This window comes from Stieleria sp. JC731, from assembly GCF_020966635.1.
In the GTDB taxonomy this organism is placed as follows: domain Bacteria; phylum Planctomycetota; class Planctomycetia; order Pirellulales; family Pirellulaceae; genus Stieleria.
Genome location: NZ_JAJKFQ010000002.1, coordinates 1,123,923 through 1,146,933, shown reverse-complemented (window position 1 = coordinate 1,146,933; position 23,011 = coordinate 1,123,923). Strand labels below are relative to the sequence as shown.

Here is a 23,011-nt window from a genome sequence, read left to right as displayed (position 1 = left end):
ACTCTGAATTCAAACCCAATGACTATCGTTCGGTACTGATTCCTTTCAACCTTCGCCCAACCTGTTCGCCCAATTGCCGGATGACTTCGATCCCCGGATCGAAGACACCGGCGAAGTGAACAAAGCCATGGAGCATCCCTTCAATTCGCCAAAGATCGACTTCGACATTGCTGTCGGATAATCGTTTAGCGAAAGCGATGCCCTCGTCACGCAAAACATCGTACTCGGCCGTGATCACGAAGGCCGTCGGAAGATCTGACAAGCCGTTGCGATCCATCAATGATGCCTCCGCCGGATCGGTACCGCTAAGGAAGTGCTTCCAAAACCACTTCATCGTTTCACGCGTTAGCCCGTAGCCTTCGGCAAAGGATTGATAGGACGCGGTTTCAAAGTTTGCCTCGATCACTGGATAGATCAAGACTTGAAGATCGACTGCCGGAGAACCTTGCTGCTGTGCCATCATTGCCACCGTGGTCGCCAGATATCCGCCGGCGCTGTCGCCTACCAGCGCCAAACGCGAGCCATCGATAGCGAGCTTTTGTTGATGTTCACAGATCCAAGCCGTCGCATCGAAGCAATCGTGGACTGGTCCCGGAAACGGATTCTCTGGGGATAGTCCATAGTCGACAGCAACGACGGCGCAGCCTGAATGTTTGGCCAGCCGACGGCACAAGCCGTCATGGGTATCTAGCCCACCGAGCACCCAGCCACCCCCATGAAAAAACATCAAGACAGGCGGGGCATCCGTTGACTGTTCTGCGGGTACATCGGAATACAAACGCAGCTTGATTCCTGAATCGGTCTGCAAGTTTTCGATTCGACGCAGTGTCGGACGAGGCCCGCAAAGCGGAGCGAGCGATTGAAAGATTGTCCGTGATTCCGCAACGGTTAACTCATGCCAACCCGGCCGACCCTGTTGCGCAACGTTTTCAAGATAGGCTTTCGCTTGTGGGTGCAGTGTCATGTTCGATTCGCCTTGGACAAAGATTGCCCGAATGAATCAATCTCGTTTCCACACCGACAGCTTTCTTGGTCTGCCGCCAGACAAACCGAACCTGGGGCAAACCTGAATCACCGATCATATCGAATGACTGACAGGCGGTCTTAAGCAAAAGAGATCATTCGGCAAACCGCTATGGTACTGCAACTTGATAGAGCGAGTTGATTTCTTCGCCAAGGATTTTTAACCCACGACGCAGGATTTCTGGATCGGTCGTATAACTGATTCGCAAACATTCGTTGCGATGCGTCCAATCGGGATCATCCAGACCAAAGAAGAAATGGTGTCCTGAGATCACCAGCACGTTGCGTCGTTTCAGTCGTTCGTAAAGTTCAGCCGACGTGATCGGTAAACCTGGCAACCAAAGCCATAGGAAAAACGCGCCTTCGCATCGGTGAATGCGGAACGGGATCGAAGGATCGATTGATTCGCAAAGCCACTGACGCGCGTCTTCGGAGCGTTGTCGATAGTAGGGGCGAATGACTTCGCGGCTGACGGTTGCCAACTGATCATTTTCAAAAAGAGGCAGCGTGATTGCCTGCCCCAGATTGTTATTCGCTAGCGCGCTGATTGCGTTCATGCACGAAAGGTATTCGATGATCTCTGGTGCGGCGATCACGATGCCCGTCCGCGTTCCCGGCAACCCTAGCTTTGACAAGCTGTATGTCAGAACCATCGAAGGTTCGAATCGCGGTGTGGCGTCACCAAAGATTGCGCCGGGGAACGGAAGACCGTACGCATTGTCCACGATCAATGGGATCTCGTTTTCGTTGGCGATCTGCACCAATCGGTCAAGCTCATCATCACTGACGACGTTCGATGATGGGTTGGTCGGCCGTGACAGACACATCGCGGCGACAGATTCATCGACGTTCAACGAATCGAAATCGATTTCGTACTTGAACTCATGCGAATCGGTTTCATGGATCAAGGGCTTGGTAGCGCGGAACAGATCCGATGAAACGGATTGGTCCGCATAGCCGATGTACTCTGGCGACAGTGGCAGCAGGACTTTGCGATCCGGTCGGTCATCAAAGCGACCCGCGATCGCGTTGAGCAACAGAAAGAAAGCGGTCTGCCCACCGGCGGTCACACAGATATTTTCTTTTGTGATCGACCAACCGAATTGTCTTGAAAAGAACCTCGCGACCGCATCTCTAAACCCAGCATCACCGGCCGGCGGATCATAGTCGCCAAGTACACGTGCGGTTTGCTTTGGATCCGCCGCGATTGCTTGCAAGCGTTCTTGCCATAGCTGATCGACCTGTGGAATGTGCGATGGTTGGCCGCCACCAAGCATGCAGGTCTCGGAATTGCCTGCGGCTAAGGCATCGCCCAAGTCGCGCATCAGTTCGCCGATCCCCGAATCCAGGGCCAGCCGTTTGCCAAATGTTGAAAGTCGTTCTGTCATCGATCATCTGCTGTGGTTGGCGTACATTGTATGCAGACCCGATCGGCATCAAAGGGTTCGGACGTTTGGGCTGGGGTCGATTGTTACTACATCACGCTTTTCCACCCCTACATCGATCCTATGGCTAGCCTTTTCGCCGGCACGCAGTTCTACATTCCGCCAAGTTGCGATCTTTGCGGCAAACCTGAAACCGAATGCGAATGTACGGCCGAGCAAAAGGCCGCCGCTGAAGCTGAAAAACAAACCTTGGCCAATCGGCTCCCCCCTGAAAAACAAACCGCTCGCGTCGGTATCGAAAAACGAAAAGGCGGACGAAAAGCCACGGTAGTCACCGGACTGACGTCAGCGGCCAATGATTTGCAAGCTTTGTTGGGCCAGCTTCAAGCCGTCTGTGGGACCGGCGGTACGGTCAAGGCGAAAGAAGACATCGTCGAATTGCAGGGCGATCATGCCGATGCGGTGCGGAAAAAGCTGAAAGAAATCGGCTACCGCGTGAAATAACGTTCAAGTCGCCGCGCAGAACGGACTTGCCACACATCCGGCGTGCCCGTTAGTTAGTAGTCTCCGGGACCGATCCAAAGGTTCCGTCCCACCTGGAACTGCTTTCCGATCACCGAAGTTTCACGCGTTGATGTTTCACGCTTTCCGTTCTGACCAAATTCCGACGACGCCGTGTCTTGCGACACTGTGTTTTTTGATGCTGGCGATCGGCGGATGTGGAACGACTCGTGAACATCGCGCGACCGAACAATTGGTTGTCAGTGACGCGGTTGATCGCAGTATCCAAGACTTGGACTTTCGACCGCTTTCGGGACGCAAGGTTTACCTGGATACCAGCTACCTGCGAACGGTCAAAGGCGAAGGCTATGCGAATGCTGAGTACGTAATCAGTTGCCTTCGACAACAAATCCTTGCTGCTGGTTGTTTGATCCAAGATGCCTCTGGCGAAGCAGACCTGATCATCGAAGCACGTGTCGGTGCCTTGGGAACTGACGACCACTTGGTGACCTACGGGATCCCTGAAAACAACGCGTTCAACTCGGCTGCCCAAGCAATCCCGAACGCCCCCATTATCCCAACACTGCCTGAGATCTCTGTCGCCCGGCGCGAGTCTCGTGAGGCGGCCGCCAAGATTGCTGCGTTTGCGTACGATCGCGAAACAAGACAACCGATCTGGCAGTCTGGCGTCCGTCAATCGGTCGCCACTGCGAAGAATACTTGGGTGATGGGCATCGGTCCTTTCCAGGGTGGAACGATTCGCGACAAAACCAAACTGGTCGGCAGCCATTTCCGGTTCGGTCGTCGTAGCGATAACGGCAGCACTTCACAGGAATTTGATCGACCCTCGGTGGACTTCACCGCTGAAACTCGATTCAACCAAGGTTGGCCAGAATTTGGTGAGTTCGGTCCGGCGCCCGACCTTCTGGCTTCGGAGCCGAAAGAAAAGGAGCTTCCTGAGGCACCCGCAGTGGATCCACCGCCTGCTGCCGAATCCGTTGCTGAAAAACCGGATCAAGGAAAACCGAAGAAACGCTAGCCGATGGTGGACTGCTTATCGCTATCGATTCATTGGCTTTACCAGTCAACCGAGTGCTTTGGTCCAACTTGATTTTCGGGTTCGCCGATTGGGTGTTAGCCCTGGTTGTGTTTGGGATAACCGCCGCTAACGCGGTGCGGCTCATTGGGGGCAAGTCCAGCTTGATTTTTGATTAGCCGATGGGCATTAGCCCCGGTTGCCCGTGCGAAAACCGCCGCTAACGCGGTGCGGTTCATAGGGTGATTTTCATCAGCCGCGGGCGCACGAGCGTGCGGTTCTGTGTGCAGGATCGGTTCGCTGCAGGAACCGCGGGCTGGCGCCAGCGGCTGATAAGGCAATGAGCTGATTGAAAAACGATCAGCCGCAGGCGCGCGAGCGTGCGGTTCTGTGATCTGTGTCAGGTTCTGCAAGTCATTTAACCGCCGCTAACGCGGTGCGGCTCATAGGGGACCAGTCCAGCTTGATTTTTGATTAGCCGATGGGCGTTAGCCCCGGTTTCAGTGCAATCACCGGGGCTAACGCCCGTCGGCTGATGCCCCCAACCCAACTTTTCAGTTGAAACATTGCACTAACAAAGCGGTCTTAATTGGTCGCAGAACAGTTCCAACAGTTGCTTCGTGTCGTCACTGCCGAAAAGATACGGATCACAACGCAACGAGAACGTTAGCTGACGACCGTAGATACTCGACGACAAAGTACTACGTGTGTTGTGCCGCAGAGGTGGAACCCCGGTGATGCCTTCGAGTGTGAATTCATCACAGCTGACCTTCCCGCGTTTCTTTGGCAACTTGCCGGTAAAGCGTCGCGATGGGTCACCGGCATTGGAGAACACTCCGGTCGCCATGCAGCGGCTTGCCCAAAGAATCCAAGGCAACAGTTTGCCTTCCATCGCGGTGGTGATTGAATTGACAAAGTCCTTTTGAAGCTGCCCACTTTTCAGTGCCAGCGTGTCGCGAACGACCAAGTCCATCAAACGCTTTTCGTCTTCGATTTCACTCGCAGCCCGTGAGATAAAAGTGCAGGCGGTCATATTGCATGCGGGGATTTCAAAGTCATCCCCATCACGCATATCGGCCGGTACAAGGATTCGAATCTTTCGTGATCCCGTGAACGATCCGTTCCAGCGATGTGCGGCGACGAACATTTTGCTGAGAAACAAATCGTTTAGTGTCCCACCCTGCGACGTTGCCGCTTTACGCAGGTTGGCTAAGTCTCCTGCCGTGAAGGTTTGCTTCTCCATCGCCGGCAGTTGGAATGTTTGTGGCGCCGTCGCTGGCGGCTTAAGTGGCGCCACGCGTGTTCCGATGTGATCAAACGCTTGGGCGGCAGCCTGCTTAAATTTCGAAAGAGCACTGTCGTGCATCATGATGCTACGCATCTTTGATCGACGGACCTTCAACGATGCGGCATCAAAATTTGATAACTCGACTTCGCCCTCGCAGCAGGCCAATCGCCGCATGTAGCAACCCAGCAAGTCACCGACAAATCGGTAAGCCCCCGTACCATCGCACGCGGCATGATGAAACTGCATCGTCACCCGAGCGCTGTCGGACGACTGCCGGACCCAAATCCGCAGCCCCGTGTTGGTCCGCAGATCCAGATACCCATTTCCCATATCGATCGGGGTCTGTCCATCGGCCCAATCGACCGGTGCGATATCTTTTGGCGACAACACCCAGCAAAGGCGATCATTTTTTTCCGGTGCGACGCGGCAAAACAACAGTGGGTGTCGCTGAAGCGCTTCCTCGACTGCGGCTTCGAATGTGGCCTGATCCAGCTGCCCGCTAAAATCGAGGTCGAGGAAAAATGACATCGTGTACCGAGGACTGTCATCTGTGAGAAAGAACCAGTCGATCGGTGGCACATACAGCGGAAACGTACGCCCGTAAGTCGGCGCCGTCGGGGTAGCAAGATGCATGATCTTGTGCGCGGGTAGGCGGGAGCGGGCAGCGAACGACACGTCACGGTATCACTTCGATTGCGCGCAGGATCACCAAGATTAGTTCGTTTTACCCGTTCTTGCTATGGCCCAATTTTGCAACCGGGCCACAGCATTCCCTGCCGACCGAATCGATGCCGACCAAGATTCAAACGGCGAGCGTCTATTGAAGATTCGCCTTCAGGAACGTCCAAAGGTCGGTGTACTCTTCGATCCGTTTGCTCACCGGAGTTCCCGCGCCATGACCGGCTCGTGTCTCGATACGAATCAGAGTCGGATTGTCACAGCTTTGGGCTTTTTGAAGTGCGGCAGCGAATTTGAAGCTGTGCCCGGGAACAACCCGGTCATCTCGATCGGCCGTGGTCACAAGCGTCGCCGGATAGCAGGTGCCTTCTTTGACGTTGTGCAGCGGTGAGTACGACATCAGGTTCTTGATTTGGTCTTCCTCATCGCTGCTGCCATATTCACCGACCCATGCCCAGCCGATGGTGAATTTTTGGAATCGCAACATGTCCATGACACCTACCGCTGGTAAGCACGCGCCGAACAGATCGGGACGCTGGGTCATGACGGCACCGACCAACAGCCCGCCATTGCTGCCGCCACGAATTCCTAAACGACTGTTTGAGGTGTAGCCGGAGGAAATCAGAAACTCTGCGGCCGAAATGAAATCATCGAACACGTTTTGCTTATTCAAACGCATTCCAGCTTCGTGCCACTGGCGACCGTATTCGCCACCACCGCGAAGGTTCGCTACGGCATAGATTCCACCGGCATCAACCCAGGCCGCGTTGGCGGGTGAAAACGATGGTGTTAGCGAGATATTGAAACCACCGTACGCATACAGCAATGTTTGGTTGCTACCGTCCAGCTTGGTGTCTTTGTGACGGGTGATGATGATCGGCACCTTGGTTCCGTCTTTGCTGGTGCAAAAGACCTGCTCGGTCACGAACTGACTGAGATCGAGATCGAGTTCACTTTGTCGCCAAAGTTTTGCGTCAGCCTTTGCCGGTGAAGGGCTTGTCAAATCGACGCGATAAATTGCACCGGGTGTGACATAGTTTGTGAACGAAAAGAAGGTTTCCGTCGCGTCTTGGTAGCCGTTAAATCCGCCGACGCTACCGAGGCCTGGCAATTCAAATTCATCGATCAGGGAACCGTCGATGTTATGACGAGTGATCAAGCTGCGCGCGTCCTTTAGCGAGCTGACGTAGAACACCTCGCCAAATAAACTTGCCGATTCGATGACATCTTCGCTTTCGGCGATGACTTCGCCCCAGCCTTCTCGTTCGGCAGCGTCTGCATTGACCGAGATCAATCGGCGGCGTGGTGCTTCATGATCTGTCAGGAAATACAGTGTTTCATCGACTGAAGCGATCAAGTTGTATTCGGCATCGAATCCGGTGATCAACGGTTTGACTTCGCTGTCTTCTTGATCCAACCGTTTGATAAACACTTGAGACTTTGGCTCGCTACCTTTCCAGTTGTGAATGACGAGGTAACGGCCATCTTCAGTCACGACCGGTGAAAATCCCCATTTCGGATGATCGGGTCGTGAAAGGATCAATTGGTCATCGTCTTGCGAAGTTCCCAAGCGATGGAAATACATCTTTTGGTTTTCGTTCGTGCTCAGCAGTTCGGAACCTTCGACCGGTGCGTCGTAGCGGGAGTAGAAAAAACCGCTGTTGTCCGGTAGCCAAGCGACGCCGCTGAACTTCACCCAACGAACTTCGTCCTCAAGGTCTTTGCCGGTCGCAACGTCACGGACTTTCCAGGTTCGCCAATCACTGCCGCCATCGGCCAACCCGTAGGCGACCAAAGTCCCATCCTTGGTAATCGCCGTTGACGCCAGCGCGACCGTTCCGTCATCGCTAAGGTTGTTGGGATCGATCAATACCTTACGAGGGGCATCGAGTGCATCGGCGGTGTAGAACACGCTTTGGTTCTGCAGTCCGTCGTTATGCGAATAGAAATAACGGTCGCCGCGACGCGTCGGGATTCCGTAACGCTCATAGTTCCAAAGCTTTTCCAAACGCTCCCGCATATCTTCGCGACCGGGCAAAGCTTGCAGATAGTCCTGCGTCACTTTGTTTTCCGCCTCGATCCACTGACGTGTCTGATCGCTTTCGGTGTCTTCCAACCATCGATACGGGTCGGCAACACTGATCCCGTGATAGGTATCCGAAACATCGACCGTATTTGTACTTGGATAGACCAATTTGTTATTTGCGTTTTGCGCGGGCACGGGGGATGTCAAACCGAAAGCGAGTAAACAGGCGAGAGGAACAGTTGGTAAATACTTCATATCCATATCTTCTCGATCGATGAAATGCTGGTGCAACGGTGAAGTCATCCAAGATTTTACACCCACGGACAAGAAATCAGTCCCGAGCACCCCCAGGGTACCGTTGTACGCTGTCCATCGCGTCGCTGGCCTTCCCTACGGTGGATCAACCAAGCATCCGATATCGTGAACATCGGGTCTCGTCGCCAGCAGCGCTTGCCAGATCACCACTGCCCGATCACCACACACCCCTCCCTAGCGCTGATATCATACCATCCTGCTTGACGAGTGTGCCTCGTGAAGGACGGGGCTTATCGAGGAATGGAATGCGGCAAGGATCGATCGGCGGTGCAACGGAATTCTGACCAAGCGGCTACTTCGGCAAGGATCGCTGATCAATTCCATTTCGATCTTCTTTGGTCGCCTTGCGAGTCCCTGCATCGCTATCCGGCACTTGTCGTCTTGGTGCTAGCGATCACCGGCATTCTTCTGGACCGTGCGACCTTTTGGTCGTTGCCAACCAGTCTGGTTCGATGGGGATGCCTTGTCTTGGCCGTGATCGTTGTTGTCGAAGTCACGCGGCGGCATATCGCCCGTCCGTCAGCCCGACAAACGCTTCGCTACCTTGCCAGTGCTATCGGCGTGATCGGATTGTTTGCCACTTGGCATGCGTTTCTGGAACAACAGTATCGATCCGCTTCCATCTTGAAGCTGCTTGATAGGGAAGCCTATCCCGTGATTGTTCAAGGAACGCTTGATGGTCGAGTGGTACTGCGAAGTCGGCCTGGTTTCGGAAATCAAGCGATGACCTACACCAGCGAATTGATGATCGACGTTGATCGCTATCGAAACAGCGAACAACTGGTCTCGATCGATGGTAGAGTGCTAGTTCGTGTTGACGGCGATTTAAGCCACCATCGTCCCGGCGACCGTCTAGAAATCTATGGTTGGCTGCGGCCATTTGATCAACCGACAAACCCTGGTGAACCCGACCTGCGTTCAAACTATCGGCGTCGAGGTCTGCATTGCCGTATCGATACCAAGAACGCGCAATCGGTGGTCCTGCTAAGCCCATCTCGTGACATTATCAATCGCACGATCGCGTCCATCGGCGACATCGGCCGTGATTCATTGATTCGATACACTGGGTCGCAAACCGGGCCGTTGGCTTTGGCACTGGTCTTAGGTCAACGCGAACTGGTTGACCAGACAACTCGTGACCAACTACTAACGACGGGGACGGCGCATCTATTGTCGGTCAGTGGGATGCACTTGGCGATCTTGGTCATGTTCGTGTCTTGGGCTGTCGCCGCTGCGGGGATCAATCCGACACCGCGTTTTATCGTCATCGTTTCACTGAGTGCATTTTATGTTGCGATGACGGGTGGGCGTCCGCCTGTCTTACGAGCCGCGGTCCTGGTTGGCGTTTTCTTGTTGGCGGGATGTTTTCGGCGAACGAGCCAACCACTCAATACGCTCGCCTTTGCCGCGATTTTGTTGCTCGTTAAGAATCCGCTAAATCTGTTTGCCCCCGGCGTCCATCTTTCGTTTTTGGCTGTGATTACGTTGATGTTGGCAGCCCGTTCGGCGATGACACTTCCGCTGTCTTTTGCGAAGCAACGTGAAAATCAACGTCAAGAAAACTTTGATCGGTTGATCGAAAATTCAGCCGGCCTATGGAAGAAAACGATCAAGCTGATCTTCGGATTCGTTGGTCAACTGGCGTGGATGAGTACCTGCGTAACGGCTGTAGCATTGCCTTATGTTTGGGCCCAATTCCATTTGATCTCTTTGATCAGTGTCTTGACCAATGTGCTGGTCTGGATGGGGCTCGCGTTCGCCCTGCCGGCTGGCGTTATCGTGGTGATTCTAGATCCTATCGCACCATGGCTGGCGACGATGCCGGCAGCGGTGTGTGAGTACTCGCTGCGTTATATGTCAACAGTTATCGCTTGGGCGGCTTCGATTCCCGGTGGCCATTATTGGTTGCCGTCGCCAACGTCGATCAGCATCGGTGCTTTTTATGTTGGTCTAGCAATGACGTTGTTTGTGAAGCTCCGCTGGGGACGGGTTTGTCGGTTTGCATGGATTGGGTTTTGGGTCGCGGTCAACGTCGTCTTGGTCACACGCGTTTCACCGTTTCCCGAATCAATGATCGAAACGACCTTTATTGACGTCGGACATGGGACCAGCGTCATTGTTCGTACTGCCGACCGGCGCATCTGGCTGTATGACTGTGGGAGGCTGGGCAACTATGAAGGAAATTGTCGACCGATCGATACCGCCTTGTGGTCGATGGGGATCACGCAACTTGATGGTGTCTTTCTATCACATGCCGATGCTGATCATTACAACGCTTTGCCGGCCTTGCTTGAACGCTTCAAGGTTAAGCAGATCATCACGCCACCAGGAATGCTGCGTCGATCGGAAAAACAATTGCGTGATTTGGACAACGCGATCGACAATGCAGCCGTTCCGGTGGTCGAAGTTTGTTCCGATCAAACGATTTCCGAACGTAACGCTCTGGTTGATTGTTTCGAAGTTCTGCACCCTCCGCTGTCCGGTGTTCATGGCAGCGACAACGCGAACAGCTTGGTGTTGAAATTGGTGCATGCCGGAGTACCGGTCATCCTGCCGGGTGATCTAGAACCTCCGGGGACGGAGTTACTGGTCGACGGATCAAGGCCTCCGCCTGGTGGAATCATGATGGCCCCGCATCATGGCAGTTTGCGGATGAAAGCTGAAATGGTGCTCGCCTGGGCCCGGCCTCAAGAGACGATCGTCAGTGGCGGAAAGCGGTCTCGATCGGTGGAGGTTCAGCAAATGCTTTCTCAAACCGGCAGTGGGGTCCATGTCACGGCCAAACTTGGCGCGGTACGCGTCCGGCTCGATAGGAATGCAAATACCGAAATACGTTCCTGGTTGTGCGACCCTTGGTAGCGACCGCTGATTTCAAAGTCCGACTGTCGCAGCATTGACTGTCGTTCAGAATATCCTGAATGGGCAAGCGAATCGGAATCCGCTTTAGAAAGAGGCTCGTGAGGTTCGATGTCCAACCTACGTATCCTATGGTCATCGAACGATTGACGTGTAGGATATTCCCTCGGTTCCGCTGGCGGTTTAAACGCAGACCTAGTCATTGTCGCTTAATTGGAACGGTGTTCGCGGTAGGAATCCGAGATCCCCACGGATGCACAAATTAGTCACTGGGGCGACTGTTTTGTTCGATGGCAAATGCGATTAGCCCGCCTCCAGAGAGGTAGAATCGCGAAGTCAAAACCGACTGTTATCGGTCGAATGAATCGCCGTTTCGAATAGCGTTTACCGTTTGGAAAACCGCACTGACAATACAATCAGATTAGTCTGAGATGCCCACCACCCCTTCGCCTACCACCCCTCGGCGTTCGTGTTAGAAATCCTGCACAAGATTTCCGTCGCCTGTTTCTTCACCAGTTATCTGCTCGCCTATGCCCTCGAGCTTTCAAGACTGGTTGTAAGTTTCGGTGCGCGCTCGGCGATCGTCTTGGTCATGATGGCGCTTGGCCTATTCACCCAGATCAGTTTTTTGTTTCTGCGTGTGATCGACGTCCCGGTCGATGAAAAGCTTGGCTTACTATCCAGCTGGGCGGAGTGGTCATTGTTACTGGCTCTGGGACTAGCGATTTTCTTCACCGTCGCCTACATCCGCCGCAGCGACACCATTATCAGCCTGTTTTTTCTGCCCTTGATTCTGCTGACGATCGGGCTGGGCGTTTTCGTCGGAGGCTGGGAACGATTTTCCCGTGACCACGCGACAGACGTATGGGGATCGATTCACGGTTTCGCGATGATGGTTGGCACCGGGTCAGTGCTGATCGGATTTCTTGCCGGCGTGATGTATTTGGTTCAATCCAGACGCTTAAAGATGAAACGTGCCGGGGGAACTCGATTTCGATTGCCCACCCTCGAAACGCTCGATCGTGCCAACCGGCAATCGTTGTTGGTCAGCACGATTTCCGTCGCCATCGGAACGATCGCCGGGATGATCATGAACCTGAACGAGAATTACCGGATGGTATGGTCCGACAGCGGCATCATCTTAAGTCTGGTACTTCTGGTTTGGCTCTGTGTGGCCGCGGCGACCGAATTCTTCTATCGCCCGGCTAGTCGTGGGCGAAAGGCTTTTTACATGACCCTGGCTAGCCTGGGATTCTTGCTGCTAGCGCTTTTCGGCGTGGTCTTTAGTTCGCACGGGGTGAGCTGATGCAGCTGCAGATGATTGGATGCAGCCACCACGATACGGCCGTTGAGTTTCGCGAGCGGGTGGCATTTACGAGCGATCAAGTCGGTTCAGCACTAAACGAATTCCGCCGGCGTTTTCCCAATGGCGAACTCGTGCTGATTAGCACATGCAATAGGACCGAGTTGTATACCACGGTTGATGATAGCGGTTCCCCGGACCGTGATGCCGTGATCTCGTTTATTGCCGAACAACATGCGATGCCGACCGATGAGATCATGGATCAAATGATCTTTCGCAGCGGTCACGAGGCGATCGAGCATCTTTTCACCGTCGCGTCCAGTTTGGACAGCATGGTGATCGGCGAATCGCAGATTCTTTCGCAGGTGAAGCAGGCTTATGAATTGGCATGTCAGCTTGGATCTGCCGGGCCACTAACCCATGCGGTATTCCAAGGGGCCAATCATGCTGCGAAGCGGGTCCAAACGGAAACCGAAATCCATCGCCGCCGCGTCAGCGTTCCCAGCGTTGCTGTCGGCGAAGTCGTGCCCGAGGTGTTCGACAGTCTCGTCGGCAAACGGGTGCTCATTTGCGGTGCCGGCGAAATGGGTGAAGAGACACTTCGCTATCTCATTCAAGCGGGCGCCAATAATGTCGTCGTGTTAAATCGGAGCATCGAGCGTGCTCAAAAATTGGCCGAAGCCTTCAATGTTTCCTTCGCCCCATGGGACACGTTCCTTGATCAAGTCACCCAGGCTGATTTGATTGTTGGTACCACGGCGGCGACCGAACCGATCCTGACTCGTCAGCAGTTTGAAACGCTGCGAGCGAAACGCAAAGACCGCGTTTTGTTGGCGTTGGACTTGGCTGTCCCCCGTGACTTCGACGCCGGCCTGGATGACTTCCCCAACCTGTACCTGTACCAAATCGATGACTTGCAAGCGGCATGTCAACGAAACCGTCATGAACGGGAAAAGGAATGGCCAAAAGCCCAACGGATCATCACCGAAGAAACCAAGCGGCTACTTGCGGACCTGAACCACCGAGCGACCGGTCCGGTCATCAAGCGACTTCGCGAACAGGCACAGCAAATCAAGCAAGACGAGCTTGATCGGTTGCTTCCGAAATTGGAATCGCTTGGCGGCGAACCGGCTTTGCGTAGCGAGATCGAGAAGAGTCTGGATCGTATCATCAACAAACTGCTGCACCCGCCGTTGGCATCGCTAAAAGAAGATGCCGCTGAAGGCCATCAGAAAGGCCTTGTCAAAGCGTTGCGAGAACTGTTTCGCTTGGACTGAGGCGACTGAGTGCGAGTCGGCTTGGTGGAGCAACGCCGAGTTTGTTGGGCCGGATAAGGATGTGCCGCCAGTGCCAGCGGCTTTGTTTTCCTGAGACGAACTTCGGCCTGATTGAGCATCGACTTCTGGGAAATCAATCCCCGAAGCCGCAATGCATCTAGCTAAACATCTCGTTTAGCAATCGAACGAGGGGTGATGAGGGGAAATCAATCCCACTCTTCTTCTTCGCCTTCTTCCTCGTCCCAATCATCTTCTTCATCTTCTTCGTCGTCCCACTCGTCGTCGTCGTCGAAGTCTTCGCCGAAGTCGTCTTCATCATCATCTTCGTCGTCGACTTCTTCCCAGTCGTCGTCCTCGTCGTCGTCTTCATCCTCGTCGTCGTCGTCGAGATCTTCATCCTCGTCGTCGTCGTCTTCTTCGAGGTCGTCATCTACATCATCCCAGTCTTCATCGTCTTCGTCGTAGTCGGGCTCGCCTTCGTACAACTCGTCCTCTTCATCTTCGATGACGGCCAATGGCTGCATCCCAAAGATATCGGACGGTTGGACAAACAGACTTGGCACCGACAGTCCCGGTAGAGACTGACTTTGCAATGGCTGAGCGCCCCACCAAAAATCGGTGGTGATCGGATTGGTGATGTTGGTTCCAGACGCGGTGCTGGCTCCAGACGAGGCAACAAGGCTCACGACTGACTCCTTCTTGATGTCGATATTACTTGAGGTCGAAATTTGAAGTCGATGATTCGGGGTCCGGGTCGACAGAGTCATCCTGTAGTGGATTCCAATCGATCGGTGGTAATGCGTCGGTGGAAGGAAGCCCGAAGACTTCCAAAAACTGTTTCGTTGTATCGTATAGATACGGTCGGCCGAGCTCTTCGCTCCGTCCAGAAATTCGAATTAAATCGCGTTCCATCAACTGTCGCAACAACTCGCCGCACGCCACACCGCGAATCGCTTCCACGTCAGCGCGTGAAACCGGACCTCGGTAGGCAACAACAGCCAGCGTCTCCATCATCGGCGATGATAACCGAATTGCTGAAGGCAAATGTTCAAGTCGGCCAAGCCACGGAGCATAAGCTGCCCGAGACAGCATCCGATAGCCACCGGCCACCTGCTCGATTCGGATCGCTCTGCCCAGTTCGTCGTAAAGTTGATTCAATTGGCGGACAAGTGTACGAGCCTCGGTACCGTCCGCCAAGTGAGCCAATTGGGCCAGTTTCCGCGTTGTTAGCGGAGCTTTGGCTAGTAACAGGACCGCTTCGGCACGCATTCGGCGTGCGATCGGATCCTCATCTTCATCGCTTCCTGGTCGACTACCGTCACCTGTCCCAAGTCCACTTTCGGCTGCACTCCCCGCATGGACATCGCCCCCGTCGCCAAATGAGGGCTGAACGACACTGTAGGGTCGTCGACAACGGTCATGCGATCCGGCCACATTCGCTGACGCCAGCCAATTCGCCGCCACTGACGAAGGTTGAAGCGGATTTCGGTGCGACTGAAAATGCTGCATCGCGTAGACTGAGTGGTGAAAAACGTCGCCTGTGAAGCCTTCTTCCGCACCGAGCGACCATGATCTTAACGGTTTACGTCGTCCAACTGGCGACGCTTGGCCCATCTCGTTCTCCAGCTTGTAATGAATTAATCATTGTGTCTACGTCGGTTTCATCCTCCAAACAACGCCCCAAAAGACGCCGGCCCGGTAGCCCTCGACGCATTCTGATCACTGTCAGCGCGACTCTGTCGGTGCTGTTAGTCGCCGGAATCGTGATGTTCAAAGGGAACGTCAAAGGAATTGAATTCGCACCCAGCCATTTTCAAACACGTGAGTTTTCTTTTTACGAAGTTCCGTTTCTTGAAATTCAACTCTCTCCGATTCGACGAAATCTGATCTCCGACAAAGTCTCTAGCTACCTTCGATCCAATTCGCTCATCAGCACACCACGGGGCAAACCACCAACGGAGTGGCATATCGTTTCGATCAGTCGAGGCCCGACGTCTCAGCAACAGATCGCTTCGCTGCTAACAGAATCGATTTGGGTCGGCGATTTTCGAGGATCACACTACTGGGTGCAGTGGAACACCGACCACCCAAAACGTGCCGCTGTCCTGTGGCCGATCGTTCAGAGACTGGCCCTACGACAGCTTTATGTGTTGATCCCGCCACTGCTGCAAATCGCTCGCAGCCTGCCCGGTGACGATGACGCGAATTCTTTTCAACAAGCGATCGACAAGTTCCTGATCGCCGAGTCCGCCGAATTGACCAAAGATCTACGTCTCGCCAATCGAGAAGACTTGGCCAACGAAATCCTCCATGAGACGATCGGTGACTATCCCGAGTCTCAAACGCTACTGTCGCTGCAAAAATCGATCGTGGAATCTTCCGATGAGATCCCCGGATCCGACAATCCGGTGGCTGCGGAGACATCACCGTCTGAAAGATTGGTGCCTGATGATCAGGAGACCTCCACTGCTAGCGACCAGCCTGCTCAACCTAACTGATGATCTACCTTGATAACAACGCGACGACGGCGATGGATCCGGCCGTCGTCGACGCGATCACGTCCGAATTGCAGCGGGGCCCACAAAACGCTTCAAGCCTGCATGCGTTGGGTCGTTCCGCGAGTGAACGTCTCGATGCCGCCATTTTGAAAATAGGGAAACTACTGGGCGCCGATCTTTCCCAGCCCGGCGGCCCAAGATTGATCCTCACCAGTGGCGGAACGGAAGCAAACAACCTCGCTCTTGCCGGCCTCGGCGAACCTAATTCGCCACTGATTGTCAGCTCGATCGAACACGCCAGTGTGCTGCAATTTGCCGAACGAGAACGTCAACGTGGCCGTCAAGTCGGTTTCATCAAAGCGAAAGCTGATGGCCAGATTGATTTGCTGTCATTTGATAATTTGCTCGATGAGTTCTCGAAACCGGTCGTTTCGGTCATGTCAGCCAACAACGAGACCGGGGTCATCCAGCCGATCGATCGAGTTGCCGAGCTTTGTCGCAGTGCCGGTGCGATTCTGCATGTCGATGCGACCCAATCTGTTGGCAAAACCCAACTGTCCATCGAACAACTCGGAGCGGCCGCGATAACAATCACTCCACACAAGTTTCATGGTCCGCAAGGGATCGGTGCTCTTCTTTTGTCTGCGGGGACGAAAGTCAGACCGGCCCTTTTTGGTGGTGAACAACAACTCCTTTCTCGGCCGGGGACAGAGCCCATCGCGTTGGTCATCGGGATGGCTAAAGCCGCTGAACTGGCTGTGGAAAACCTGTCGACGAACTGTCAGTCGATAGTCAGCCTTCGTGACCGTTTGGAGCAGCTACTGTGCGAGAACATCGCGGGAATGGTGGTTCACGGATCGGATGTAAGTCGTTTGCCAAATACGAGTTGCGTTTCCGTTCCGGGCGTGGACAGGCAGTCCATTTTGATGGCTTTGGACTTTGCACAAGTCGCCTGTAGCAGCGGATCGGCCTGCAGCAGCGGAAGTAGCCCTCCGAGCCACGTTTTGACGGCAATGGGGTGCGATCAGTGGGCGATTGAGAGTGCAATTCGGTTCAGTGTCAGCCGGTTTTCCACGATGCAAGAAATCAATGAAGCTGGCGAACGTATCTGTCGTATTTACAACAAGTTAAGATCGTAAGAGATTGTTGAAAACTACGTGGAAAAGTAGCTTGCAAAACAAAGAATCAAGCTAGAATAGGGCGTCCTTTGGAGTGCCACAGGTTGGTCATTTGAACGAGTCTCGGGACTCGATCATCCGGCAAACCTTTCGATGTTCTCTGCGGTTAAGAAGGCCGACGAGACGGCGACGCCAACTGTTTGATTGCATCTTCCTGATGAATTAGTCATCGGGTCGAGATTCAAGCCGGCGGAAATCGAGTGGCACTCGATGTTTCAACTTCGATCGCAAGTCCGCTGTGAACTCGCCCATCCAACTTCCCGTCGATACCTTCCCGGTAGAACGGCCGTTGCTTCGTCAACGACCGCGGGATGCGAAATTGTCGGTTGGTGGGCAATCCTCTTCACTGCCGGTTTTTGTTGCTGGTGAAGAGAACCGATTGGTTTCCTTTGTCTGTCAGTCTGATGTTTCCATCTGGGCCAGTGGACCGCTGCTTTTGATCGGACCGGAAGGCTCGGGCAAAACCACGATCGCGTTGCACTTGGCCGCCCGCTGTTCGGCCGAAGCTTCGCTGGCCGACGATTCGTCGGCCGTGAAGTTTTTGTCAGCTGTCGATTTTGCTCGTGACTATGCCGAAGCGATCGCTGCGGATGACCTGCCGCCTTTGCGAGACACGATTGACAAAGCCGCTGTGCTGGTGATCGATGATTTGCATTTGATTGCCGGCAAAACAGCAGCCCAAGACGAATTGACCATCCGCATCGATCAGCGGATTTCGCTAGGTGCGCCGACGATTCTTACCAGTCGACGGCTACCGACTGAAACGCGATCCATTCGCCCACAACTGGCATCTCGCTCGGTGATTGGGCTGACGATTCCGATCGCCTATCCGCAAGGCTCAAGCCGCACTTCGATTCTGCGTGAATATGCCTTATTACGCGGTGTTGAAATCAGCGACGAACAAATCGGTTTGCTCGACGCCGGGCTACGACCCGACATAGCAGCTCGCAATTTGGACGGAGCAATCAAACAGATCGATCTGCACTGTCGAATGAGCCAGGCCGCGGTTGATGTCGCTGCGCTTCAATCGGCTATCAACGCGGCCGGTGCCCAAAACGACGTCGACTTGGGAAAGATCACCCGAACGGTTGCAAAGATTTGGGGCCATCGGACTCGTGATCTGCGTAGTGGCTCGCGAAAGCAGTCGGTCGTCCGAGCTCGTTCACTGGCGATGTTACTGGCCCGTCGAATGACGCCCTGTAGCTTGGACAAGATCGGTGAATACTTTGGCGGTCGCGACCATTCCACCGTGCTGCACGCGATTCGCAAGACCGAAACGCTGCTCGAAAGCGATACGGACCTCAGCCGCATCATGCATGAAGCGAAAGAAAAGCTCGCTGCGTAGCTAAGCCGCTTTTGTGCCTTCTCTGACGCTTCCGTGTATCTGCCCGTTCGGTCCGTCACACGAGTGACTGATCAAACCCGAGCCTCTTAAAATCGGCTTGTTGTGACCATCCATCACAACCTCGATAACGGCATCCCAATCTCGGCCAGTAAAAAAGAATTGGGACCGTTTGCTGCAGTTTCTTTTCAGCAGGACCGATCGAGGAACTGTCGGGCTGCGCAAGTAACACTGATGCCGGTACCAGTACCACCGCATCGGCGAACCTGTCTTCTCCTCGATTCATGTGAAAACGATGGACATGGGGGTGATCGAATTCACCCACTAGTACTTCGTTCGATATGAAAATACGGGTTCGGATCATCACCCGACGGGCGTTAGCCCAGGTTGTTGCACTGAAACCGTGGATAACGCCATACGGCTAATCCTGAAATCGAGTTGGAACGAAGCACTCGATTCGCTGCTGTATCGATGCAGATCAGCGTGTTCCGGCACTGACAAGCGTCGTACAATATGATCGGATCGCCACAATCGACGTATCTGGTATCATCGGGCGTGCGAGTCGATCAACTTTTCATCGCCTTTTCTCTTGTGGAAAACTTGTCGGCTAGATGTCAGCTTGGCGTTAACCCTCGAGTCATTGTCCAGGCACCATCACATCTGGATGTTAGTCTTTGTTAGCCGTCGGGCCAGTTTCACACCAAAGGCCGACGCGCTACCAACGGGTTTTCCACTGTCAGTTATCTGCTGTAACTCTTTTGCAGCAAGTCAGTTAGTTAGCTTAAAACGGCTCGACTGACGGATTCGTTGGCCGCATTACTACGACGACGATAAAAAGAAATTAAATACAAGAATAAGAGGCAGCTACTGCATTCGCTGTTGGATACCAAACTGGAACCCAATCCACGCTACCACCGTGGGCTCAATCCGGTACAACATGACGGCTGAAGAAACCGCTCCCTTTTGTTTTTGCTTCGCAACATGAAAATCTCGTGTGCTCGTGGACCTTTGACCGACGCCTTCTCTCTGGCCGCTAGCATTGCGCCCTCACGATCGCCCAAGGAAATCCTGACGAACGTCAAGTTCACCGCGTCTGGCGGGAAGCTGATCCTGACCGCAACGGACATGGAGGTTGGAATCCGCCTGGAGGTCGAAGAAGGGATCGACATCGAGACCGAAGGTGCGGCTTTGCTTCCGGTGCAGCGGACGATGGCGATTCTTCGCGAAAGCACCGATGAAACGATCACTTTGGAGACCGACGAAGCTGGGATTTTGCTCAAGGGTGAACGCAGCAAGTTCAACCTGCCAGCGGGTAACCCGGATGAATTCCCACCGGTCGCTTCGTTCGAAGAAGAGAAATACCACGTTTTGTCAGCTCGCCTGTTCCGCACGATGGTGCGTCGAACGGTGTTCGCGACCGATACGGAAAACACCCGATTCGCACTCGGTGGCGTTTTGCTTGAGCTGACCGAAGGCAAAGTCACAGCGGTCGGGACCGACGGCCGACGGCTCGCCTGCATGGAAGGCGAAGGCGAATCGGTGGGCGGGCATGAGACGGTTGGTAACAGCACGATTGTTCCCACGCGGGCCATCCAGTTGATGGAGCGAGCCGTGGACCCGGCTGACGAATCGATCGATATCGCGGCCCGGGCAAGTGACCTTTTGCTGCGGACCAAGAACGCGGTGATTTATTCGCGTTTGGTCGAAGGCCGTTATCCAACATGGCGTCAGGTGCTGCCACAGCGAGACAACGGGATTCAGCTAGACATGACTGTCGGGCCAGTTTTCTCAGCCCTTCGGCAAGCTTCGATCGTCACCGATCAGGAAAGTCGCGGAATTGACTTTACCTTCGGGGATGGGACTCTGAAGCTAGAAGCCAGCACGAAAGACGTGGGACAATCCCAAATCGAATTGCCCGTGGCGTACGATGCAGAGCCGATCACGTTGACTCTGGATCACCGGTACCTGGCCGACTTTTGCAAGGTGCTCGATCGTGAGCAACCCTTCCAATTCGAGATTGAATCAGGCGCGTCACCGGCCTTACTGACCACAGACGATGGTTATTCGTACGTGATCATGCCGATGTCGCGAGATCGATAGACCGACCGAAAAGTTCGTTTCAACCCAATTCCACCAAAAGCGGAAATAGAAAAGTGTCTAGCGGAGCCAACCAACTGGATCAATTGAAGCAGTTCACCACTGTCGTCGCAGACACTGGTGATTTTGAATCGATGCGAGAGTTCGAGCCGCAGGACGCCACGACCAACCCGTCGCTGATTCTTGCCGCATCGGGCCAACCACAGTATGCGTACTTGATTGACCAAGCGATCGAGGAGCATGCGTCCAAAACGATGTCCGATAGCGATCGGATCACTTCGATCATCAATCGCGTTCTGATTCTGTTCGGCAAAGAAATCCTGAAGATCGTCCCAGGACGCGTCTCGACCGAAGTCGATGCCCGTCTGTCATTCGATACGCAGGGCACCATTGATTTGGCCAAGCACCTGATCGATATGTACAAGCAGGAAGGCATCGAACGCGACAAGGTCTTGATCAAAATCGCGTCGACCTGGGAAGGCATCAAAGCCGCGGAGCAACTCGAGAAGGAAGGCATTCATTGCAACCTGACATTGTTGTTCTCACTTCCACAAGCGGTCGCCTGTGCCGAAGCCGGTGTTCAGCTGATCTCGCCTTTCGTCGGTCGAATTTACGACTGGTACAAAGCATCGACAGGCAATGAGTACACCGGTGCAGAAGACCCAGGTGTCCAGTCGGTCCAGCAGATTTACAACTACTACAAGAAGTTTGGCTACAAGACCGAGGTCATGGGTGCGAGCTTCCGAAATGTCAGTCAGATCATCGAACTTGCCGGTTGCGATCTGTTGACCATCAGCCCCAAACTGCTGGCGGAACTCGCCGGATCGACCGAACCGATCGAGAAAAAACTTGATGAGGCTGCCGCGTCGTCAAGCGATATCGAACGGCTGGAACTGGACGAAAAGACTTTCCGTTTTCTATTCAATGAAGACGCGATGGCGACGGAAAAGACCGCTGACGGTATCCGCCGCTTTGCCGCCGATATCGGAAAGCTGGAAGCTCTGATCGGTGAAAAAGCACAAGCGGCCGTCTAAACCGGCCGTCTAAGTCGCTCGCTCAGCGATATTTGCTACGCCCTCCCGTGTGAGGGCGGTTTCTATGGTGGCATCAGCCATTAGCCACATCATCTAGAGATGAATTGTTCGATGGCTTCATCGCAGAAAAACGTTCAGCGAATCGGAAACCTTGTCAGTCAGCTGATGTCACGTCGCGGCTATGCACAGTCCGCGGCCAACGATCAGTTTCTTTCGGCGTTTGCAGAAGTCGCTGGCGAAGGGATCGCGAACGAAATCACCATCGGAAAACTCAACCGAGGTGTTCTGAAAGTCTTTGCCGGTGATTCGGTGACGGTTCAGGAACTGACGTTCCAAAAACGAGCCATCTTGAAGCGAATCCAAACCTCGATGCCGCAGGCAAAAGTCACCGACATACGATTCGGCGTCCAGACGAAATAGGGTTCATTGGAGTGATCAGGCGGGTCTGATAAGATCGCCGCAATGACGACTCAAGATATCAATGAAATACCCAACGAATTGGTCGCGGCAGCGGATGCCGTGTTGGATTGGCACTGGCAACAAACCCAAGTCGGTGGGCAGGACTGGCAAATGGCAGTCGCCAGTGATCCCGACGCGATGTTGGTCGATGCCTGTGAACGACAAGACGCGGGTGAAGAAGAAGTCATCGATCCATTTTGGGCGACGACTTGGCGAGCCGCCGCAGGATTGGACCAACATCTGAGCCAGTTCGACCTGACCGATAAACGGGTTTTGGAACTCGGGTGTGGTACAGGACATGTGGGAATCGCGGCTGCCCTACGAGGAGCGGAGGTCGTTTTGACCGATGGCGTCGAAGATCCACTGCATCTGGTGCGGATGAGCAGCTACGCCGTTCGCCAGCGGTGCACCATCCAACGCTTGCGTTTTGGGATGGATCGGATCGAAGAGCAGTTCCCAATTTTGCTCGGCAGCGACGTCACTTATCTAAGGCAACTTTGGCCCGAATTGATCGAGTGCATCGATCAGCATTTAGCACCCGGTGGCGTCGTATTGTTAAGCGACCCCTGTCGCATCATCGGCAATGAATTTCGCGAATGGCTGAAACCCAAGCCCTTCAAGTATGTCGAGCATAAAGTCCAGATGCAGGACGACAAGGAACATCCAATTCGGATTATGGAACTGCATCGAAAAGATTGATCGATGTGTTCAACCG

The 23,011-nt window shown here is 54.0% G+C and carries 18 protein-coding genes; 12 read left to right on the top strand and 6 right to left on the bottom strand.

The features are described 5' to 3' along the window. Positions 1–22: 22 nt before the first annotated feature. Together LOC67_RS09930 and LOC67_RS09925 are read right to left on the bottom strand one after the other, a co-directional pair. The gene (locus LOC67_RS09930) at positions 23–964 is read right to left on the bottom strand and encodes an alpha/beta hydrolase (RefSeq protein WP_230262440.1); all 942 of its coding nucleotides are present in this window, start codon (positions 962–964) and stop codon (positions 23–25) included. A gap of 169 nt (positions 965–1,133) precedes the next feature. Continuing rightward, positions 1,134–2,411: a valine--pyruvate transaminase gene (locus LOC67_RS09925; RefSeq protein WP_230262439.1), complete on the bottom strand. Its 1,278-nt coding sequence runs from the start codon at positions 2,409–2,411 to the stop codon at positions 1,134–1,136. A 120-nt stretch (positions 2,412–2,531) separates the two neighbouring features. Between LOC67_RS09925 and LOC67_RS09920 the strand changes: the two genes are divergently transcribed. Both LOC67_RS09920 and LOC67_RS09915 read left to right on the top strand, forming a co-directional pair. Then, complete coding sequence (locus LOC67_RS09920; RefSeq protein WP_230262438.1) at positions 2,532–2,912, top strand: translation initiation factor; 381 nt, start codon at positions 2,532–2,534, stop codon at positions 2,910–2,912. A 130-nt stretch (positions 2,913–3,042) separates the two neighbouring features. After that, complete coding sequence (locus LOC67_RS09915; protein ID WP_230262437.1) at positions 3,043–3,948, top strand: DUF6655 family protein; 906 nt, start codon at positions 3,043–3,045, stop codon at positions 3,946–3,948. 568 nt (positions 3,949–4,516) lie between these two features. Here LOC67_RS09915 and LOC67_RS09910 read toward each other — a convergent pair. Further along, the gene (locus LOC67_RS09910) at positions 4,517–5,866 is read right to left on the bottom strand and encodes a hypothetical protein (protein ID WP_230262436.1); all 1,350 of its coding nucleotides are present in this window, start codon (positions 5,864–5,866) and stop codon (positions 4,517–4,519) included. Positions 5,867–6,050: 184 nt separating this feature from the next. Continuing rightward, a complete protein-coding gene (locus tag LOC67_RS09905) occupies positions 6,051–8,192 on the bottom strand; it encodes a prolyl oligopeptidase family serine peptidase (RefSeq protein WP_230262435.1) in 2,142 nt (713 codons plus the stop codon). Between the two features lie 327 nt (positions 8,193–8,519). Between LOC67_RS09905 and LOC67_RS09900 the strand changes: the two genes are divergently transcribed. The 3 genes from LOC67_RS09900 (at position 8,520) to hemA (ending at position 13,688) form a co-directional block, all read left to right on the top strand. Then, on the top strand, positions 8,520–11,111 hold the full coding sequence (locus LOC67_RS09900; RefSeq protein WP_230262434.1) for a ComEC/Rec2 family competence protein: 2,592 nt from the start codon (positions 8,520–8,522) through the stop codon (positions 11,109–11,111). A 466-nt stretch (positions 11,112–11,577) separates the two neighbouring features. Further along, positions 11,578–12,414: a cytochrome c biogenesis protein CcsA gene (locus LOC67_RS09895; protein WP_230262433.1), complete on the top strand. Its 837-nt coding sequence runs from the start codon at positions 11,578–11,580 to the stop codon at positions 12,412–12,414. Next, positions 12,414–13,688, top strand: a complete 1,275-nt coding sequence (gene hemA, locus LOC67_RS09890; RefSeq protein WP_230262432.1) for a glutamyl-tRNA reductase — start codon at positions 12,414–12,416, stop codon at positions 13,686–13,688. The genes LOC67_RS09895 and hemA overlap by 1 nt, the downstream gene beginning before the upstream one ends. A 206-nt stretch (positions 13,689–13,894) precedes the next feature. On the opposite strand, the gene LOC67_RS09885 is transcribed toward hemA, so the two are convergent. Both LOC67_RS09885 and scpB read right to left on the bottom strand, forming a co-directional pair. After that, positions 13,895–14,374, bottom strand: coding sequence for a hypothetical protein (locus tag LOC67_RS09885; RefSeq protein ID WP_230262431.1), 480 nt, complete (start codon positions 14,372–14,374; stop codon positions 13,895–13,897). A 25-nt stretch (positions 14,375–14,399) separates the two neighbouring features. Beyond that, on the bottom strand, positions 14,400–15,302 hold the full coding sequence (scpB, locus tag LOC67_RS09880; RefSeq protein ID WP_230262430.1) for an SMC-Scp complex subunit ScpB: 903 nt from the start codon (positions 15,300–15,302) through the stop codon (positions 14,400–14,402). Between the two features lie 32 nt (positions 15,303–15,334). Between scpB and LOC67_RS09875 the strand changes: the two genes are divergently transcribed. From LOC67_RS09875 to LOC67_RS09845, 7 genes are all read left to right on the top strand, one after another. Then, a complete protein-coding gene (locus LOC67_RS09875; protein WP_230262429.1) occupies positions 15,335–16,186 on the top strand; it encodes a hypothetical protein in 852 nt (283 codons plus the stop codon). Next, positions 16,186–17,325, top strand: a complete 1,140-nt coding sequence (locus tag LOC67_RS09870) for a cysteine desulfurase family protein (protein ID WP_230262428.1) — start codon at positions 16,186–16,188, stop codon at positions 17,323–17,325. The genes LOC67_RS09875 and LOC67_RS09870 overlap by 1 nt, the downstream gene beginning before the upstream one ends. 277 nt (positions 17,326–17,602) lie before the next feature. Continuing rightward, positions 17,603–18,709 carry a helix-turn-helix domain-containing protein gene (locus LOC67_RS09865; RefSeq protein WP_230262427.1) on the top strand — a complete coding sequence of 369 codons (1,107 nt, stop codon included), beginning with the start codon at positions 17,603–17,605 and terminating at the stop codon, positions 18,707–18,709. Positions 18,710–19,687: 978 nt separating this feature from the next. Continuing rightward, positions 19,688–20,806 carry a DNA polymerase III subunit beta gene (gene dnaN / locus LOC67_RS09860; RefSeq protein ID WP_230262426.1) on the top strand — a complete coding sequence of 373 codons (1,119 nt, stop codon included), beginning with the start codon at positions 19,688–19,690 and terminating at the stop codon, positions 20,804–20,806. Between the two features lie 53 nt (positions 20,807–20,859). Next, positions 20,860–21,837 (top strand): transaldolase, encoded by a 978-nt coding sequence (tal, locus tag LOC67_RS09855; RefSeq protein ID WP_230262425.1) that lies wholly within the window; start codon positions 20,860–20,862, stop codon positions 21,835–21,837. Between the two features lie 111 nt (positions 21,838–21,948). After that, entirely contained in the window at positions 21,949–22,257 is a 309-nt protein-coding gene (locus LOC67_RS09850) for a DUF721 domain-containing protein (RefSeq protein WP_230262424.1), read from the top strand. 42 nt (positions 22,258–22,299) lie between these two features. After that, positions 22,300–22,995, top strand: coding sequence for a class I SAM-dependent methyltransferase (locus LOC67_RS09845; RefSeq protein ID WP_230262423.1), 696 nt, complete (start codon positions 22,300–22,302; stop codon positions 22,993–22,995). Positions 22,996–23,011 lie beyond the last annotated feature (16 nt).

What these genes read in the sequence shown, in the direction of transcription:
- LOC67_RS09930 (WP_230262440.1), bottom strand. Translation starts at nt 964, where the DNA reads ATGACACTGCACCCACAAGCGAAAGCCTATCTTGAAAACGTTGCGCAA.
- LOC67_RS09925 (WP_230262439.1), bottom strand. Translation starts at nt 2,411, where the DNA reads ATGACAGAACGACTTTCAACATTTGGCAAACGGCTGGCCCTGGATTCG.
- LOC67_RS09920 (WP_230262438.1), top strand. Translation starts at nt 2,532, where the DNA reads ATGGCTAGCCTTTTCGCCGGCACGCAGTTCTACATTCCGCCAAGTTGC.
- LOC67_RS09915 (WP_230262437.1), top strand. Translation starts at nt 3,043, where the DNA reads ATGTTTCACGCTTTCCGTTCTGACCAAATTCCGACGACGCCGTGTCTT.
- LOC67_RS09910 (WP_230262436.1), bottom strand. Translation starts at nt 5,866, where the DNA reads ATGCATCTTGCTACCCCGACGGCGCCGACTTACGGGCGTACGTTTCCG.
- LOC67_RS09905 (WP_230262435.1), bottom strand. Translation starts at nt 8,192, where the DNA reads ATGAAGTATTTACCAACTGTTCCTCTCGCCTGTTTACTCGCTTTCGGT.
- hemA (WP_230262432.1), top strand. Translation starts at nt 12,414, where the DNA reads ATGCAGCTGCAGATGATTGGATGCAGCCACCACGATACGGCCGTTGAG.
- scpB (WP_230262430.1), bottom strand. Translation starts at nt 15,302, where the DNA reads ATGGGCCAAGCGTCGCCAGTTGGACGACGTAAACCGTTAAGATCATGG.
- LOC67_RS09870 (WP_230262428.1), top strand. Translation starts at nt 16,186, where the DNA reads ATGATCTACCTTGATAACAACGCGACGACGGCGATGGATCCGGCCGTC.
- dnaN (WP_230262426.1), top strand. Translation starts at nt 19,688, where the DNA reads ATGAAAATCTCGTGTGCTCGTGGACCTTTGACCGACGCCTTCTCTCTG.
- LOC67_RS09850 (WP_230262424.1), top strand. Translation starts at nt 21,949, where the DNA reads ATGGCTTCATCGCAGAAAAACGTTCAGCGAATCGGAAACCTTGTCAGT.
- LOC67_RS09845 (WP_230262423.1), top strand. Translation starts at nt 22,300, where the DNA reads ATGACGACTCAAGATATCAATGAAATACCCAACGAATTGGTCGCGGCA.